Genomic DNA, 17667 nt, shown 5'->3' with positions numbered 1-17667 from the left:
GTGTTTATTGCAATGCACAAAACGCCGTCGACGGACCCCCTCGCGGGGTGACGGAGGCTGGCCCGCGCGGTGCCGGTGCGGTCCTCAGGGGCCGGCGCGGGCGCGCCGGATCCGGCCGTGGCGGAGATGCTGAGGCAGTGAGGCGCGCACGCATGACCGAGGATTTCGGCAGTCGCGACGGACGGCGCGACGACAAGACCGGCCCGTCACCCTTCGCCGACATGATCGAGGCCACCCGCCTGACCGGCCTCGGCCGGCTCGAGGAGGCGACTGCCCTCATCCAGCGCAGCCTCGGGGGCCAGAGGCCCGTGCCCGCCGAGCACGCTCCCGCACGCCGCGACGAGCCGGCCGCCGAGGCGCGCAATCCCGCGGCGGAGTCCGGCACGCGGATGCGCGAGGTGGTGGGGCAGGTCGTGCGCGGCCTCGCGCCGGTGCTCAAGGGCCTGGGCAACCCGCTCCGGCCGCCGGCCCCGCCGCCGGCCGACCGGGCGGGCGCGACCGGGGGCCGCTTCGTGTCCCTGACCCATGCCGAGCCCGCCGGCACCCGCGAGTACAAGCTGTTCATCCCGAGCCACCCGGACCGGGCGGCGCCGCTGATCGTGATGCTGCACGGCTGCACGCAGAACCCGGACGATTTCGCCGCCGGCACCGGCATGAACACCCTCGCCGAGCGCGCCGGCGTGTTCGTGGCCTACCCGGCCCAGAGCCGCCAGGCCCACGCCCAGCGCTGCTGGAACTGGTACGAGCCCCGGGACCAGGGCCGCGGCGCGGGCGAGCCGGCGATCATCGCGGGCCTCACCCGCGCGATCATGGCGGAGCACGCGATCGACCCGGCCCGGGTCTACGTCGCCGGCCTGTCGGCCGGCGGCGCCGCCGCCCTCAACATCGCCCGCGCCTACCCGGATCTCTACGCCGCTGTCGGCGTGCATTCGGGCCTCGCGGCCGGCTGCGCCCGGGATCTCGGCTCGGCGCTGATGGCCATGCAGGTCGGCGCGCCGGGCCTCGGCTCATCGACGGCCTTCGGCACCCCGGCGCCCGCCACCCGCGTGCCGACGATCATCTTCCACGGCGAGGACGACGGCACGGTGAGCGTGCGCAACGCCGACCAGGTGCTGGCCCAGGCCAAGGTCGCCGGGCTGACGCCCCGGTCGGAGACCTTCGAGGGCCGCGGCCACCCCTTCACCCGCACCCGCTACCGGGACGAGGCGGGCCGGGTCGTGGTCGAGGATTGGCGGGTGCGCGGCGCCGGCCACGCCTGGTCCGGGGGCCGCCCCGACGGCAGCTACACGGATCCCGAGGGACCCGACGCGTCCCGGGCGATGCTCGACTTCTTCGCCGAGCACCGGCTGGGACCGGCGGGGCGCCCGTAAGGGGTTTCCGGAGGGCCGCGCGCGCCGGCGGGTTGTCAGGGCGCGGCCCTGCTGTATCGCAGGGCTCTGCCCCGCTCCCACAAAAGGTCCCGGACCTTTTGCATCCAGGACCTCCCATGAGCACCACCCCCGCGCCGATCCCGACCCTCCAGGGCCTCGCCGAGGTCGCCGACCGGTACGACCTGATCCTCTGCGACGTCTGGGGCGTGCTGCACGACGGCCAGAAGGCCCACACGGCCGCCGGCGAGGCGCTGATCCGCTTCCGCGGCCTTCCGGGCGCGCGGCCGCGCCGGGTCGTCCTCGTCTCGAACGCGCCCCGGCCCGGCGACGGCGTCGGCCGCATCCTCGACCGGTTCGGCGTGCCGCGGGAGGCCTACGACGCGATCCTGACCTCGGGCGACCTCACCCACGACCTGATCGCCGCGCGCCCGGGCGCGCGGATCCGGCATCTCGGGCCGGAGCGGGACCTCGGCATCTTCCAGGGCCTCGACCTCAGCCTCGTCCCGGAGACGGAGGCCGACCTCGTCGTCTGCACCGGCCTGTTCGACGACCGCAGCGAGACCCCCGACGATTACCGGCCGGAGCTGGAGCGCCTGGCGGCCCGCGGGCTGACGATGATCTGCGCCAATCCCGACCTCGTCGTGGAGAGCGGCAACCGCCTGATCCCCTGCGCGGGCCTGCTCGCGGCGGCCTACGCGGAGATCGGCGGCCCCGTGGTCTACGCCGGCAAGCCGCACCGCCCGGTCTACGAGGCGGCGCTCGCCAAGGGGACGGCGCTCGCCAAGGGGACGGCGCTCACCGGGGCCGCGCTCACCGGGGCCCCGGTGGACCCGGCGCGGGTCCTGGCGATCGGCGACGCGATCCGCACCGACATCGCGGGCGCCCGCGGCTTCGGCATCGCCAGCCTGCTGGTGGCCCGCGGCATCCACGCGGAGGAACTCGGCGTCACGGCCGCCCATCACCGCCTGGGCGACGTGGCGGAATGGCTCGGCCGGCAGGCGGTGCATCCGGACGCGGTGATCGAGCGGCTGGTCTGGTAGCGGCCGGTCCTCCGAGGCGGGCCCTGCGCGTATTGCCGCCAGTCTAACTCCCTGAAATCCGCGACAAGCTTGACATCGCGCGGGAAATTGCGTGGATTCGCGCGTGTGAATCGGTCCCGCGCGCAGCAATCAGCCCCGACATACGCCTCGCGCGTCGGGCGATTCGACCGGAAGACCTGTCCGGTGGCGGCGCGCGCGACGATCGGGACCGGCGAGACGGCGGGTCTTGCGTGACCCTGGTCTCCGGGCTGCCCGATTTCCTGCTCTATCTCGGCACCGCGACCGGGCTGATCGGCCTCTACCTGCTGATCTACACCCTCGCCACCGCGCACAACGAGCTCGCGCTGATCCGCCGGGACGTGACGGCCGCCGCCGTCGCGCTGGGCGGGAGCCTCGTCGGCTTCACCCTGCCGCTGTCGGTCGCGGTCTACAACGCGCGGTCGCTGCTCGACTGCCTGATCTGGGGGCTGATCGCCCTGGTGATCCAGATCGCGATCTACTGGCTCGTGCGCCTCGCGGTGCCGGACCTGTCGCGGCGCATCGAGGAGGACCGCGCCGCCGCCGCGATCCTCCTCGGCGCGGCCTCGCTGGCGGGCGGCGTCGTGAACGCCGCCTCGATGACCTACTGAGCGGCCGGTGACGGAGACCGCGCCACGTCCCGAAGCAGCCTTGGACGCAGCCTTGGACGCAGCCTCCGGCGGGCCCGGGGCCGGCTTCGCCGCCACCCGCCGCGCCAAGCGCTCGGCCGCCGTGTCGCTGGTCCTGGTCGGCGCGCTGGCTGATCGACCGGGGTGCCAAGCACCTCGTGCTGGCCGGCCGCAAGGGCGCGGCCACCGACGAGGCCAAGGCGATCGTGGCCGAGCTGTCGGCCCGGGGCGTGACCGTCGAGGCGAAGGCCGTCGACATCACGAGCCGCGCCTCGGTGGACCGGCTGCTCGCCGAGATCGAGCAGAAGGGCAAGAAGCTGGCCGGCGTGCTCCACGCCAAGCTCAAGAACAGCCTCGCCGCGCCCGATTTCGACCCGAGCCACATCATCGCCGTCTCGGCGCTGCTGTCCGGCGGCGATCCGGCGACCTGGGAGAAGGGTCAGGCCAAGCTCGAGGCGCTGAAGCCGAACTTCCGGGCCTTCTACACCAACGACGCGAACAGCCAGCAGCTGATCGCCACCGGCGAGACGCCCGTCCAGGATCRCCATGTCCATGTCGAGGAAGAGCGCGACGTCCGCGGCGAGCGCGGCCGGGAGGCCGTCCGGGACGGCGTGCCGCTCGGTCGCCAGGATCATGGTCTCGGCCGCCGCCAGCGTGGGCGCCGGGACCGCGCCCTCCGGCAGCGCCCGCAGGAGCGCGGCGCTGCGGCGCTCGTTGTCCGCCGCGCCCGGCCGGTAGACGGCGTCGTGGAACCAGATCGCCAGTTCCACCGCGTCGGGATGCCGGACCGTCCCGCGGCGGGCGCGGAACGCCGCCAGCAGCGCGTCGATATGCGCCTGGCCGTGATAGACCCGGTGCGGCTCGGCCAGCCGGGCGCGCAGGTCAGCCAGGATGCGGGGATGGCCGTCGAGCATCGCCCGATCCTCTACCCGATCCGCCGCCGCGGGACGAGGCGGATCGTGCCGAAGGTCCGCGGCGCGGCCTCCGGGCGCCGCGATAGACTTTCCCGGCCTCGACCTCCGGGTCTGCGCGAGATCATCGCCTCGGTACCGATGATCGGTGATGTGATCGCCGATCGCGCCGATAGACGCGTCGCTGTCGATCCGGAAGGATCTATTGGGCGCGAGACACCCGTTGCCGCATCTGGTCTCCGCGCCGGACGCCGGCTACAGGGGCTGAACCCATCCGGAGGATCCCCCGCGCCCATGAGAGCCACGGCCCTGAGAACGACGACTGGGTTGATGCTGGCGGCGCTGCTCGCCGCCGCCCCGGCCCGCGCGCAGGACCCCGCGCAGGACCCCGCCCCGGTGCCGGCGGGGCCGGCGAGCAGGGCCGAGAGCGATCCCGCTCAGGAGACGATCCGCAAGCTCAACGCCTATGTCGGGCTCCTCAACCGGACCCTGCGGGCGCAGGAATCGCTCGGCCGCTATCAGAGCTGGGTCAACATGAAGACCGGCCCGACCGGCCGCGAGCGGACCATCTACGGTCTCTACGGGCTCTACGACGTGCGCGGCGAGATCGCGAAGGCGGAGGCCGCGACGGCGCAGCCGCCCGCGATGCCGGAGCTCGACGGCGCCGTGAAGACCTACATCGCCGCCTACCGGGCGCTCGCCCCGACGGTCACCGAGGCGGAGGGCTACTACGAGCGGCAGGATTACCGCGCGGACAAGATGGAGCAGGGCAAGGCGCTCCACGCCAAGCTCGCCGTCGCGGGGCCGGCCTTCCTGGCGGCGCGCGCCCGGGTCGAGGCCGCGCTGCGGGTCGAGAAGGAGACGAGCGACGCGCTGGAACTCGCCGCCCTCGAGGCGCGGGAGGGCCGCAAGGCGCGCTGGCACGTCGCGAACGTGATGACCGCCTGCCGCAAGGTCATGGACCTGCTGCCCACCGACGCCAAGCCGGTCGTCGACAGGGCGGCCTTCGACGCCGCCCTCGGGCGCTACGCCGTCGCCGTGAAGGACATGGACGGGTACAGCGCCGCCAACCCGAATGCCTTCCACGTGTTCGAGAGCCGGCCGCGCGCGCTCCTGGGCAAGCTGCGCGAGTTCGACGACAAGCTCGCCAAGGCCAGGGGCGACGCCCGGCGCGGCGCCGGGCGCGACGTGACCTGGATCGTGAACGACTACAACATGATGGTGTCGACCGCGCAGACGGCCACGACCTTCTCGCGCTGACCGGGGGCGTCCGGGGGCGTCCGGGCCCCCGTCAGCGGGCGCTCCGGCCCGGTTCCGTCAGCCGCAGCGAGGTCGCGGCCGCGGTGACGGCCGCCTGCCAGCGCGCCTGCTCGGCCGCGGGGTAGCGGACGCGCAGGGTGACGAAGGCGCCGCCGCGGCCGCCCGCCAGCAGGGTCTTCCGGTACAGGATCCCGGCCGCCGTCGTGCAGGAGAGCACGATCCAGCCGGACTTGCGCGCCGCGTACTCGGGCGGCTGCCGCAGGCAGGTCTTCCGATCCGCGGCCACGACGGCGTCGAGATCCTCGTCGAGCACGGCGTTCAGGCCCGACACCGTCAGGTGCAGGTGGCCGTCGGCCGAGCGGAAGCTCTGCCCGTCACCGTTGTCCGGCGGCGGCTCCGCGACGAGGTCGGCGGGCACGTCGACGGAGAAGCCGAAACGGGCGTTGACCACGTGCCGCGGCGCCGGCGTGTCCGGCAGCGCCCGGCTCCAGTCGCGCCGGACCTGCGCGATCCGCGCGGTGTAGGCCCGCGTCAGGCAGGCCGTGTCCGGGCAGGCGTCGCGAACCCGCGCGCGCCAGCGCGCGTGGTCCTCGCCGAAGGTGTCGACCGTCTGGCCGGTCTCGCCGTCGACCCCGCGCGTCTCGCCGACGATCCGGTCGAACAGGCGCCGGAGTTCCTCGTCCAGCCGCGTCAGGGCGGGGTCGGCACAGATCAGCGTCTCGACCCTGTCCCGGATCCCGGCGCAGTCCGGGGCCGCCCGGGCGACGGGGACGCCGGCGCTGACGCCGAGGCCCAGCGCCAGCATGCGGAACGCCGCCCGCCATCGCGGCGGCCGCGAGATCGGGCGCTCCGCGAAGGGGGCTCTCGGCGCGGCCGCGCTCACAGGCTGTCATCCTCGATCCGGTCGAGCGTCCAGCAGGCCGTTCGGCGGAACGTGTAGGTGATCTGCAGGCCCGTATCGGGCTTGAACAGCTTGACGCGCATCGCGTCGGCCCCCGCGGCGCTCAGCGCCTGTTTCAGGCCGTCCGCCCTCTGCTTCCGGAGGCTCGGCATCAGCGGGAAGCGCAGCGCGTCGGCGCCGAGCATCGTCGTCACGGGCTTCGGTTCGGGCTGGGCCTCGGGATCGATCGCGTCGCTGCGCAGCGGCACGGTGACGAAGGCCTTCTGGACCGCGACGTCGTCGGCGAAGGCGGCCAGGAAGCGCGGGAAGTCCTGCGCGGGACAGGCCGGCGCGGCCCGGGCACCGACGGTGCAGAGCGCGCCGAGCGCGCCGACGAGGCCCGGTCGGAGGATCGATCGGAGGATCGATCGGAGGATGGGTCGCGGGCTCGGGCGCCCCGGATGGGCTCGGAGATGCACGGAATCCCTCCTGTGGCGGTCTCGAAGTGGTCGGCGGGCCGGCCTGTCGCCGCTCATCGGCCCGTCGTGGTCTTGAGCAGCAGGATGTCGATGTCGCGCCGGGGCATGTAATCCGTCGCGACGCTCTCGAAGGTCGTCGGGCCCGTCTTGCGGACGCCGGTGCCGCAGAACGACACGAGCGTCGCGGGATCCCCCTTGTCGACGGTCAGCGTGAACGTGCCGATCGGCCCGGCCCAGTTGCCGCCGGAGGTGATCACGTAGGACAGGTACTGCTCGAAGGCCTGGATCCCCCGTCCGCCCGCCGCCTCGATCCTGCGGGCAAGCCCCTGGGCCGCCTTCAGGAAGGCGGCATCCGTGCAGTATTTCCGCGCGTACTCGGCCCGCTGGTCGGCGCCCTCGGTCGGGGTCCCGAACGACAGGCTGGAGAGGCCGCCCAGGCCCGGAACGTAGCTCTGCCGGACGACGACGTCGCGTCCCGCCGGGAAGACCTGCCGGCGCCAGAACTTCGACCTCAGGGTCCAGACCGGGAACAGGCTCGTCGTGCCGTTGCCCATGTCCTGGGCCTCCAGGAGGCCGTCCGCCACGAGGCGGCGGCGCTGATCCGCGCCCAGGGCCGCCAGGGCGGCCTCGGTCGCCTCGACCGTCGGGACGAGGGGGATGCCGAGGCCCTTCAGCCGCCCGGTCACCTCGACCTCCGGCTTGCCGGCCTGCGTGACGAAGGCGCGCTGCTCCACCTGCGACTCGACCGGCCGGCCGTCGACCTCGGTGGTGAAGCGGAGGAAGTTGTCGTGCTTCGGGTCGGCGATGCTCAGCATCGCGTCGGGACCCCCGGAGATGTCGGGCATCGGGAACGCGATCGTCGTCTCGATGTCCCGGTCGGTCAGGTTGTGGAAGCGGTAGGCGATCCGCACCGCCTTCTCGGACAGGAAGAGGTCCTCGGAGACGAGGGCGATCCGGTCCGTCCTCTCCAGGACGAGGCCGCCGGCCGCGAGGGCCGCGACGCTGTCGTCGGCCCGGGCCGGACGCGTCGGGGCCGACGCGAGGGCTGCCGACAGGATCGTCGTCAGGAGCAGGGCCAGGCGCGGGACGCGGGTCGTGGGCGGTGTTCGCACGGCTGTCGGGCTCGCGGGTTGGATCCGTCGGTGCGGGGCAGGGTGAGAACCGGCGCGTCGCCGGTGAGGGATCGGCGAGCGGGTTTCAGACGGCCCGGTCACGCCTCCGGCTCAGTGGCAAGGCGGGTTCGGCAACCGTCGGCCCCGGTGGGAGACGGGCCTCGGTCCGCCGCCCCATGGCAGCGGGCACTTCGGCGAAGGCGTCATCCGTCGCGGCACACCATCCTCCCCGCGGCGCGCCCTCACGCGCACCGCCGAATCTCCGACGGACCGAACGGAAGCTTTCGGGCAGAGTTGAGGCCGACCGAGCTGCCATGTCGGGTCGCGGCGTCAGGTCGAGGCCGTGATGAAACATCGCCGTCGGCGCTGCGCGCGGATCCTTACGCTCCGCGCGGCGGATGTCCGTCTCTGCCGCCAAGGGGCGATACGGGCGCGAGCGACGCCACGTCCGGCAACGGTCTCTCTCGAAGATCTTCGCTGATGAGCGGTCGAAGTATTTACGTCTCGGTTTTGCTGCCGAACCAGACCGGCGTATCGCGCCCCCTGCACCAGAAATGCTCGAATTCGCTTCGGGTCATTTCGGTCACCGGCGCCTCTGAGAACGCGACAACCGTCGAACAATCGATGAGCGACGGACAGGGACTGCCGCTCCTCTCCTCCAGAGCGATGCTGTTTCGCGCGATCCGTCCGTCGGCGAAGATCTCCACGATGCGCAGAACCGCGTCCCGGGCTTTGCTGACTTCGAAGAGGATCCATTCCGGTTCGCCGGCGGGGACATCCGCGTCGGGCCAGCGCCCTCTGATGTAGGCGAGCGCGTCGCGAGACGTCACGTCGGCGGCCCCCTCACGCGAGCAGCGCGGTGGCGAAGCATCGCCCGATCATAGCGCGCCACGCTCCTCCCCGGGGCCGAACCTCGCCCGACCGCGCGCGATTGCGTCGACGGGACCGTTCGGTCTATCGGCTGCCCGGGATGGCCGGCGGCCCCGGGCGCCGGCTCGAGCCGCGACGATCTGCGAGGAGCGCGCCCGTGTCAGCCGAAGACGCCCCGATCGGCCGCTTCCCGATCCCCCGCCTGGAGACGCTGCCGGACGACATCCGCGCGCGGATCGCGGCGGTGCAGGAGAAGTCCGGCTTCGTCCCGAACGTGTTCCTGGTGCTCGCCCACCGTCCGGACGAGTTCCGGGCCTTCTTCGCCTATCACGATGCCCTCATGGACCGACCCGGCAACCTGACCAAGGCCGAGCGCGAGATGATCGTGGTGGCGACCTCGGCCATGAACCAGTGCCAGTACTGCGTGATCGCCCACGGGGCGATCCTCCGGATCCGCGCCAAGGACCCGCTGATCGCCGATCAGGTGGCGATCAACTACCGCAAGGCCGACATCACCGACCGGCAGAAGGCGATGCTCGACTTCGCCGTGCTGGTCAGCCAGTCCGCGCACCAGGTCGGGGAGGCCGCGTTCGCGGCGCTGAGGGCCCACGGCTTCGACGACGCGGATGCCTGGGACATCGCCGCCATCGCGGCCTTCTTCGGCCTGTCGAACCGGCTGGCGAACGTGAGCAACATGCGGCCCAACCCGGAATTCTACGCGCTGGGACGCGGCTGACGGCGCGGCGCCCCGCGCCGAAGAGGCTCCGCGCCGAAGGAGCCCCGCGATCCAGGCTCCGCGATCCACGCTTCGCGTGTCCGCCCGCCCGGTCCGCAGGCGCGGCGCCTGCGGCACCGCTGGATGCCTTGCCGGATGCCTTGCCGGGTGCCTTGCCGGAAGCCCCGCCGTGCGACCTGGCGTCGCGCGCGGGCGCGGATGCGAGGGCGGATGCGATCGCGCCCGCCCTCTGAGCCCCTCCGGAGACCCCGCGGCGCCCGCGCGCGGACGGGGCGCGCCGTCCCGGCCCGTGCTTTAGGCCTATAGGAGCCGCCCGGTTGGACTGTTAACACGCTTTACATTTCGCGGCCGACCCGGTGAGGAGGCGAATCCCGGCTTGAACCTTCGAAGCGGCGCGGCCCAGCGTCTCGACCTGACCGCGTGCGACCGCGAGCCCATCCACATCGTCGGCAGCGTCCAGCCGCACGGGTTCCTGCTCGGCCTCGAGGCCCGGTCCCTCACCATCGTCCAGGCGAGCGCCAACGCCCCCGCGGCGGCCGCGGTCGGGACCGTCCTCGACGCGGCCCTGCCCGACCTCGCGGCCGTCGTCCGCCACCATCTCGAGGGGGCGGAGCCCCAGGACGGCGCCCTCTATCTCCGGACCGTGACGCTGGAGACCGCCGGCCGGCGCCAGGCCTACGAGGTCGCGGCCCACCGGGTGGACGATCTCGTCGTGCTGGAACTGGAGGAGATCGACGCGGCCGCGGCCGAGATCGGTGTCGACGTGCTCACCCCGCGCCTGCGGGCCTTCGTCGAGCGCCTGCAGACCGCCCGCACCGTCGAGGACCTCTGCCAGTTCGTCGCCGAGGACATCCGCCAGATCACCGGTCTCGACCGGGCCCTGGTCTACCGGTTCGACCGCGACTGGCACGGCACGGTGCTGGCGGAGGCCGGCAACGGCGTCCTGCCCTCCTACCTCGACCTGCGCTTCCCCGCCTCCGACATCCCCGTCCAGGCGCGCGAGCTCTACCGGCGGAACCGCCTGCGCATCATTCCCGATGCCGGCTACGTTCCGGTGCCGATCCGTCCGGCCACCACGCCCTCCGGCAGGCCGCTGGACCTCAGCCAGTCGGTGCTGCGCTCGGTCTCGCCGGTCCACGTCGAGTACATGCGCAACATGGGCACGATGGCGTCCATGTCGGTGTCGATCCTCGTGGACGGCGCGCTCTGGGGCCTGATCTCCTGCCACAACCGCGCGCCCAAGCGCGTGCCCCTCCAGGCGCGCAACGCCTGCGACGTGCTCACCCAGATCTTCGCCCTGCAGCTCTCGGCCCGCGAGCGCGGCGCGCAGTCCGAGAAGCGGCTGGCGCTGGGCGCCGTGCAGGCGCGCCTCCTCGCCTTCATGGCCGAGGAGGACAGCTTCGTCGACGGCCTGCTCAACCACCCCGACGACGTCCTGGCCCTGGTGGACGCGACCGGCGCCGCGGTGGTGACGGCGGACCGCTGCCGGCTGCTCGGAGCGACGCCGGCCGAGCGCGAGGTCCGCGCCCTCTACCGGTGGCTGTCCGAGCGCGACGATGCCGAGGAGGTCTTCGTCTCCGAGTCGCTGTCGGAGGCGTTCCCGGCCGCCGGCGCCTTCGCCGACCGGGCGAGCGGCCTCCTGGCGATCTCGGTCTCGAAGAAGTACGCGAGCTACATCCTCTGGTTCAGGCCCGAGGTCGTGCGGACGGTGAAGTGGGGCGGCAACCCCGTGAAGGCCGTCCGGCCCGATCCGGAGGGCGGGCCGGACCGGCTCCACCCGCGCAAGTCGTTCGAGATCTGGAAGGAGACCGTGCAGGGCCGCTCCCTGCCCTGGTCCGACCCGGAGGTGGAGGCCGCCAAGGACCTGCGCGCCTCGGTGCTCGGCATCGTGCTCCGCCGGGCCGAGGAGCTCGCCGCCATGAGCGAGGAGCTGCAGCGCTCGAACAAGGAGCTGGAGGCGTTCTCGTACTCGGTCAGCCACGACCTGCGCGCCCCGTTCCGCCACATCGTCGGCTACGCGAACCTGCTCAAGACCCGCGAGGGCGCCCAGCTCTCCGACAAGGGCCGGCACTACGTGGAGACGATCATCGAGGCGGCCTTCTCGGCCGGCACCCTGGTCGACAGCCTGCTGAGCTTCTCGCAGATGGGCCGGCACGCCCTCAACAAGGTCTGGGGCGACATGAACGCCCTGGTCGAGGAGGTCCGCCGGAAGGTCCTGCGCGACGTCACCCCCGACCGGACCCTGCGCTGGGAGATCGCGCCGCTGGGCCGGGCCTACGCCGACCCGGTGATGCTGCGGCTCGTCATCGAGAACCTGCTGTCGAACGCCGTGAAGTACACCCGCGGCACCCCGGAGGCGGTGATCGCGATGGGCAGCCTCCCGCCCCGGGACGGCGAGGCGGTCTACTTCGTGCGCGACAACGGCGCCGGCTTCGACATGGCCTACGTCGACAAGCTGTTCGGCGTCTTCCAGCGGCTGCACCGGGTCGAGGAGTTCGAGGGCACGGGCATCGGCCTCGCCAACGTCCGGCGCATCGTCGAGCGCCACGGCGGAAGGACGTGGGCCGAGGGCAGGCTCGGCGCGGGCGCCACCTTCTACTTCACCCTGCCCATCCGGGAGGAGGCGCACTGACATGGCGGAATCGACATGGCGGGACTGAAGCCCATCCTCTTGGTCGAGGACAATCCGAACGACATCGAGCTGACGCTGGCGGCGCTCGAGTCGAGCCAGCTCGCCAACGAGATCGTCATCTGCCGCGACGGCGCCGAAGCCCTCGACTTCATCTACCGGCGGGGCGTGCACGAGAAGCGGCAGGTCCAGGATCCCGCGGTGGTGCTGCTCGACCTGAAGCTGCCGAAGGTCGACGGCCTGGAGGTGCTCGCCAAGATCAAGGGTGACCCGGTCACCCGCCAGGTGCCGGTGGTGATGCTGACCTCGTCCCGCGAGGAGACCGACCTCGTGCGCTCCTACGATCTCGGGGTGAACGCCTTCGTGGTGAAGCCGGTCGCCTTCGAGGAGTTCTTCGCGGCGATCAAGGAGATCGGCGTGTTCTGGGCCCTCCTCAACGAGCCGCCGCCGTACCGGGGAGGCTGGCCATCGAACGCGTGATCGGAGCTTCCGCGGGGCCGCTGCGCATCCTCCACCTGGAGGACAGCGACCTCGACGCCGAGCTGATCGAGGCCGAGCTGGAGACCCTCGGGCACCCGGTCGCGATCGAGCGGGTGATGACCCGCGACGCCTTCGCGCGCGCGGCGGTCGCCGGCCGGCACGACCTCATCCTGGCCGACTACGTCCTGCCGACCTTCGACGGCGTGAGCGCCCTCGGCATCGCCCGGGCGCAGTGCCCCGACACGCCGTTCATCTTCTGCTCGGGCACGCTCGGCGAGGACGTCGCCGTCGAGGCCCTGAAGAACGGCGCCACCGACTACGTCGTCAAGCAGCGCCTCGACCGGATGCCGCGCACGATCGTCCGGGCGCTGGCCGAGGCGCGGGCGCGCGCCGACAAGCGCGAGGCCGAGGCCGCCCTGCAGGCGCTCAACGAGACGCTGGAGGTGCGCATCGCCGAGCGGACCCGGGAACTCGCCACGGCGAACGAGGCCCTCCAGGCCCAGATCGTCGAGCGGGAGCGGGCGGAGGACGCCCTGCGGCTCGCCCAGCGCCTGGACGCGGTCGGCCAGCTCACGAGCGGCGTCGCGCACGACTTCAACAACCTGCTGACGGTGATCGCCGGCAACATCGAGTTCCTCGAAAGGGTCGTCTCCGACACCCGCTCGAAGCGCCGCCTCGCCATGATGCGCGGGGCCGCCGAGCGCGGCGCCCGGCTCACCGCGCAGCTCCTCGCCTTCTCCCGGCGCCAGCGCCTGGAGCCGACGCCGGTCAGCCTGAACCAGACGGTCGCGTCGATGCGCGACCTGCTGCAGAGCTCGATCGGCGGCGCGGTCCGCATCGAGACGACCCTCCAGCCCGACCTGTGGCCGGCCCTGGTCGACGCCACCCAGATCGAGCTCGTGATCCTCAACCTCGCCATCAACGCCCGCGACGCGATGGCGGTGGGCGGCCGGCTCGCCATCGAGACCGCCAATGTCAGCGTCACCGGGGCGCCGACCCGGCCGGAGCAGCCCGCGCCCGGCGCCTACGTCATGGTGGCGGTGAGCGACACCGGCACCGGGATGACGCCGGACGTTCTGGCGCGGGTGTTCGAGCCGTTCTTCACCACCAAGGAGGTCGGCAAGGGGTCGGGCCTCGGGCTCGCCCAGGTCTACGGCTTCGTCAAGCAGTCGGGCGGCGGCATCCGCATCGACACGGTCGCGGGCGAGGGCACCTCGATCAAGGTTTACCTGCCCCGGGCCGCGGAGCCCGAGGGCGCCGTGCCCCGCCTGCCGGCCGCGGCCGAGGCCGCGCGGACGCACCCGCCCGGGAGCGGTCCCCGGCTCCTGGTGGTCGACGACGACGCCGAGGTGCGCGAGGTGACGACGACCCGCCTGATCGAGGCCGGCTACGCGGTGCGCGAGGCGGCGTCGGGCCTCCAGGCGCTGGCCGCCCTCGAGGCCGATCCGGGCGTCGACCTCGTCGTGATGGACTTCGCCATGCCGGGCATGAACGGGGCCGAGACGGCCCTGGAGGTCCGGAAGCGCTGGCCGGCGCTGCCGGTCCTGTTCGTCACCGGCTTCGCCGACACCACCGCCCTGACCGAGGCCGGCGCCGTCGGCACCGACGCGATCGTGCTGAAGCCGTTCCGGGTCGGGGAACTCGAGGGCAAGGTCGCCGCCACCCTGGCGGCCCGCCCGCCGGCGCAGCTCCGGCTGATCTCGGGCCGCGACAGGAGCGCCTGAGGGGCGTCGCGCTGGCGTTCTCCCGGGCGTTCTCCACACGCCGTGCGGCCGCCGCACGGCGTCCCGGACGGCGCGGGCGCGCCGCCGCGGTTGCGCGGACCCGCCCGCTGGGGCACCGATGGGGCTGTCCTGTCCCGCCGGTTCCTCGCCCCATGTCCGAGTCACGCGCCTGGTCCGATGCCTGAGATCGCCGGGACCGCGCCCCCGGCCTTCCTCGCGGAGGGCGGCGCGATGGGCGCCCGGATGCGCGCCCACGACTGGTCCGGCTCGCCGCTCGGGCCGCCGGACAGCTGGGCACCCTGCCTGCGGGCGACCCTGAGCCTGATCCTGGGATCGCGGTTCCCGATGTTCGTGGCGTTCGGGCCCGACCTCGTCTTCCTGTACAACGACGCCTACGCGGAGATCCTGGGCGGCAAGCATCCCGCGGCGCTCGGCGCGCGCTTCCGCGACGTCTGGCCGGAGATCTGGCCGGAGATCGGCCCCCTGATCGACCGGGCGCTCGCCGGCGCGGCGACGTGGTCCGAGAACATGCCCCTGATCATGAACCGGCACGGCTACGACGAGCCGACCTGGTTCACCGTCTCGTACGCGCCGGTGCGCGACGAGGACGGCCGGGTCGCCGGCCTGCACTGTGCCTGCACGGAGACGACCGGCCGCGTCCAGGCCGAGGCGCGCCTGCGCGAGGCGGAGGCCCGGATCCGGGCGCTCGCCGACCACCTCCCGGGCGGCTACGTCTACCAGCTCGCCATGGCCCCCGACGGCGCCGACCGGCGCTTCCTCTACGTGTCGCAGGGCTTCGAGCGCATGACCGGCGTCGCGGCCGGGGACGTGCTCGCCGACCCGGCCGTCGCCTACGACCTGATCCTGCCGGAATACCGCGCCGCCATCGCCGAGGCGGAGACCGCCGCGATCCGCGACCTCGCGCATTTCGACGTCGCGGCGCCGATGCGCCGGCCGGACGGCACCCGCATCTGGACGCGCATCATCTCGGCCCCCCGCCGCGTCGGCGACACGCTGGTCTGGGACGGGCTGCATCTCGACGACACGGTGCGCCGCCGGACCGAGGAGCAGCTGCGGGAGAGCGAGCGGCGCCTGCGGCTCGCGACCGAGGCGGCCGAGATCGGCCTCTGGGACGTCGACGTCGTCGCCGACACCCTGTACTGGCCGGCGCGGGTCAAGGCGATGTTCGGCATCTCGGCCGACGTGCCGGTCACGATGGCCGACTACTACGCCGGCCTGCATCCCGAGGACCGGGAGGCCACGAGCGCGGCCTACGCCTCCGCCCTCGATCCCGCGCGGCGCGCCGTCTACGACGTGGAGTACCGCACCGTCGGCAAGGAGGACGGCGCCGTGCGCTGGGTCGCCGCCAAGGGGCGCGGGATCTTCGAGGGCGGGCGCTGCGTGCGGGTGATCGGCACGGCGATCGACATCACCGCCCGCAAGCAGGCCGAGGAGGCCCTGCGCGCCAGCGAGGCGCAGTTCCGGGTCCTGTCCCAGGTGCTGCCGAACTTCGTCTGGGCGACCGACCCGGCCGGGGCGGCGGACTGGTTCAACGCGCGCGTCTACGCCTACGCGGGCCGGGAGCCCGGCACCCTCGACGGTGCGGGCTGGCGGGGGATCATCCATCCCGACGATCAGGACCGGGTCGCCGCGGAGTGGCGGGCGGCCGTCCGGTCGCGGGCCGACTACCAGTCTGAGTACCGCCTGCGCCGCGCCGACGGCGCGTATCGCTGGTTCCTGGCCCGGGCGCAGCCGGTCCTGGGCGCCGACGGCGCGGTCACCCGCTGGGTCGGCACCAGCACCGACATCGACGACCAGAAGCGGCTCATGGCCGAGCTCGTGCGCTTCAACCTGACCCTGGAGCAGCGCGTGGCCGAGCGCACGGCCGAGCACGACCGGGTCTGGCGCAACTCGCGCGACCTGCTGGCCGTGGTCGGGGCCGACGGCATCTTCCGCGCGGTCAATCCGGCCTGGCAGACGATCCTGGGGCACGAGCCCGCCGCGGTGGTGGGGCGCAGCTTCCTGGACTTCATCTGGCCCGAGGATGCGGGCGCGACCCAGGAGGCGCTCGAAGCGGCCGCCGCGGCGCGCGACCTGACCGATTTCGAGAACCGCTACCGGCACAGGGACGGTACCCCGCGGCTGATCTCCTGGCGCACCTCCGTCGAGGGCGCGCAGGTCTACGCCTACGGCCGCGACGTCACCGCCGAGAAGGCCCAGGCCGAGGCGCTCCGGCACGCCGAGGAGGCGTTGCGGCAGTCGCAGAAGCTGGAGGCGGTGGGCCAGCTCACCGGCGGCGTCGCCCACGACTTCAACAACCTCCTGACGATCATCCGCTCGTCGGTGGACTTCCTCCGCCGGCCGGACCTGGCGGAGGAGCGGCGGTCCCGCTACCTCAACGCCGTCTCGGAGACGGTGGACCGCGCCGCCAAGCTGACCGGGCAGCTCCTCGCCTTCGCGCGGCGGCAGGCGCTGAAGCCCGAGATCCTCGACGTCGGCGCGCGGCTGCGCGGCGTGGCCGACCTCCTCGACACGGTCACGGGCGCCCGCATCGCGGTCGTGACCGAGTTGCCGGAGCAGCCCTGCTTCATCCGGGTCGACCTCAGCCAGTTCGAGACCGCGCTGGTCAACATGGCGGTGAACGCCCGGGACGCCATGGACGGCGCCGGCACCCTGACGCTGCGCCTGCGCTGCGGCGCGGCGCTGCCGCCGATCCGTGGCCATGCCGGCGCCCCCGGCCCGTTCGCGGCGATCGCCCTCGTCGACACCGGCACCGGCATCGCGCCGGACGTGCTGGCGCGGGTGTTCGAGCCGTTCTTCACCACCAAGGAGGTCGGGAAGGGCACCGGACTCGGCCTGTCCCAGGTCTTCGGCTTCGCCAAGCAGTCSGGCGGCGACGTCGCGGTCGAGAGCGCGCCCGGCCGCGGCGCCACTTTCACGCTCTACCTGCCGCAGGTCGAGCCCGAGGCGCCCTGCGCGGCCGCCGCGGAGGCCGCCGCCCTCGACCCCGGCGGAGCGGGGCAGCGGGTTCTGGTGGTGGAGGACAACATCGAGGTCGGCCGCTTCGCCACGCAGATCCTGGAGGATCTCGGCTACGCGACGACCTGGGCGACCAATGCCGAGGAGGCGCTGGACCAGCTCGGGGCCGACGGCGCGGCCTTCGACGTCGTGTTCTCCGACGTGGTCATGCCCGGCATGGGCGGGATCGCGCTGGCCCGGCTCCTCCGGCGGCAGATGCCGCACCTGCCGGTGGTGCTGGCCTCCGGCTACAGCCACGTCCTCGCCCAGGAGGGGATCCGCGACTTCGAGCTGCTGCACAAGCCCTACTCCGCCGACCAGGTCTCGCGCGTGCTGCGCAAGGTCGTCGGCGCGCGGCGGGCGCGGCCGAAGGGCGGCCGGCCCTGAGGGCTGCTCCGAGACCAGCTCCGAGGGAGGCCTGACGCCGCAGCCGGGCGGCGACGGGCCGTCCCGGCGCCATGTTCCCGCAGGCGGGTCCCGCGCGCGGTTGACGCGTGCGGGTGGTGCGCGC

Annotated in this window: 13 protein-coding genes; 9 read left to right on the top strand and 4 right to left on the bottom strand. The window is 73.2% G+C overall.

Features of this window, described 5'->3' with window-relative positions; translation table 11 throughout:
• Positions 1–152 precede the first annotated feature (152 nt).
• The 4 genes from MMR14E_RS17990 (at position 153) to MMR14E_RS17975 (ending at position 5228) form a co-directional block, all read left to right on the top strand.
• Entirely contained in the window at positions 153–1370 is a 1218-nt protein-coding gene (locus MMR14E_RS17990; RefSeq protein WP_331316133.1) for a PHB depolymerase family esterase, read from the top strand.
• 116 nt (positions 1371–1486) lie between these two features.
• Positions 1487–2410 (top strand): TIGR01459 family HAD-type hydrolase, encoded by a 924-nt coding sequence (locus MMR14E_RS17985; protein WP_331316132.1) that lies wholly within the window; start codon positions 1487–1489, stop codon positions 2408–2410.
• A 230-nt stretch (positions 2411–2640) separates the two neighbouring features.
• Complete coding sequence (locus tag MMR14E_RS17980; protein WP_331316130.1) at positions 2641–3039, top strand: DUF350 domain-containing protein; 399 nt, start codon at positions 2641–2643, stop codon at positions 3037–3039.
• A 149-nt stretch (positions 3040–3188) separates the two neighbouring features.
• Positions 3189–5228 carry a DUF3829 domain-containing protein gene (locus MMR14E_RS17975; RefSeq protein WP_419539367.1) on the top strand — a complete coding sequence of 680 codons (2040 nt, stop codon included), beginning with the start codon at positions 3189–3191 and terminating at the stop codon, positions 5226–5228.
• A gap of 31 nt (positions 5229–5259) precedes the next feature.
• Here MMR14E_RS17975 and MMR14E_RS17970 read toward each other — a convergent pair whose 3' ends face one another.
• The 4 genes from MMR14E_RS17970 to MMR14E_RS17955 all read right to left on the bottom strand — a co-directional run bounded on the left by MMR14E_RS17970 (position 5260) and on the right by MMR14E_RS17955 (position 8529).
• Positions 5260–6111, bottom strand: coding sequence for a hypothetical protein (locus tag MMR14E_RS17970; RefSeq protein ID WP_331316126.1), 852 nt, complete (start codon positions 6109–6111; stop codon positions 5260–5262).
• On the bottom strand, positions 6108–6587 hold the full coding sequence (locus MMR14E_RS17965) for a hypothetical protein (protein WP_331316125.1): 480 nt from the start codon (positions 6585–6587) through the stop codon (positions 6108–6110). The genes MMR14E_RS17970 and MMR14E_RS17965 overlap by 4 nt, the downstream gene beginning before the upstream one ends.
• A 53-nt stretch (positions 6588–6640) precedes the next feature.
• Positions 6641–7699: a DUF4424 domain-containing protein gene (locus tag MMR14E_RS17960; RefSeq protein WP_331316123.1), complete on the bottom strand. Its 1059-nt coding sequence runs from the start codon at positions 7697–7699 to the stop codon at positions 6641–6643.
• 497 nt (positions 7700–8196) lie between these two features.
• Positions 8197–8529 carry a hypothetical protein gene (locus MMR14E_RS17955; protein ID WP_331316121.1) on the bottom strand — a complete coding sequence of 111 codons (333 nt, stop codon included), beginning with the start codon at positions 8527–8529 and terminating at the stop codon, positions 8197–8199.
• Positions 8530–8726: 197 nt separating this feature from the next.
• On the opposite strand from MMR14E_RS17955, the gene MMR14E_RS17950 reads away from it, so the two are divergent.
• The 5 genes from MMR14E_RS17950 to MMR14E_RS17930 all read left to right on the top strand — a co-directional run bounded on the left by MMR14E_RS17950 (position 8727) and on the right by MMR14E_RS17930 (position 17543).
• On the top strand, positions 8727–9305 hold the full coding sequence (locus tag MMR14E_RS17950; RefSeq protein WP_331316119.1) for a peroxidase-related enzyme: 579 nt from the start codon (positions 8727–8729) through the stop codon (positions 9303–9305).
• Between the two features lie 376 nt (positions 9306–9681).
• Positions 9682–11937 carry an ATP-binding protein gene (locus MMR14E_RS17945; RefSeq protein ID WP_331316118.1) on the top strand — a complete coding sequence of 752 codons (2256 nt, stop codon included), beginning with the start codon at positions 9682–9684 and terminating at the stop codon, positions 11935–11937.
• Positions 11938–11952: 15 nt separating this feature from the next.
• Positions 11953–12414 carry a response regulator gene (locus tag MMR14E_RS17940; RefSeq protein WP_331316117.1) on the top strand — a complete coding sequence of 154 codons (462 nt, stop codon included), beginning with the start codon at positions 11953–11955 and terminating at the stop codon, positions 12412–12414.
• Positions 12411–14138, top strand: a complete 1728-nt coding sequence (locus MMR14E_RS17935; protein ID WP_331316116.1) for a hybrid sensor histidine kinase/response regulator — start codon at positions 12411–12413, stop codon at positions 14136–14138. The genes MMR14E_RS17940 and MMR14E_RS17935 overlap by 4 nt, the downstream gene beginning before the upstream one ends.
• A 177-nt stretch (positions 14139–14315) precedes the next feature.
• The gene (locus MMR14E_RS17930; RefSeq protein ID WP_331316114.1) at positions 14316–17543 is read left to right on the top strand and encodes a PAS domain-containing protein; all 3228 of its coding nucleotides are present in this window, start codon (positions 14316–14318) and stop codon (positions 17541–17543) included.
• Positions 17544–17667: the final 124 nt, after the last annotated feature.

It is taken from the genome of Methylobacterium mesophilicum, from assembly GCF_036441335.1.
GTDB classification, from domain to species: Bacteria; Pseudomonadota; Alphaproteobacteria; order Rhizobiales; family Beijerinckiaceae; genus Methylobacterium; species Methylobacterium mesophilicum_B.
The sequence above is the reverse complement of the archived record's forward strand: the minus strand, read 5'-3'. Positions and strand labels throughout refer to the sequence as shown.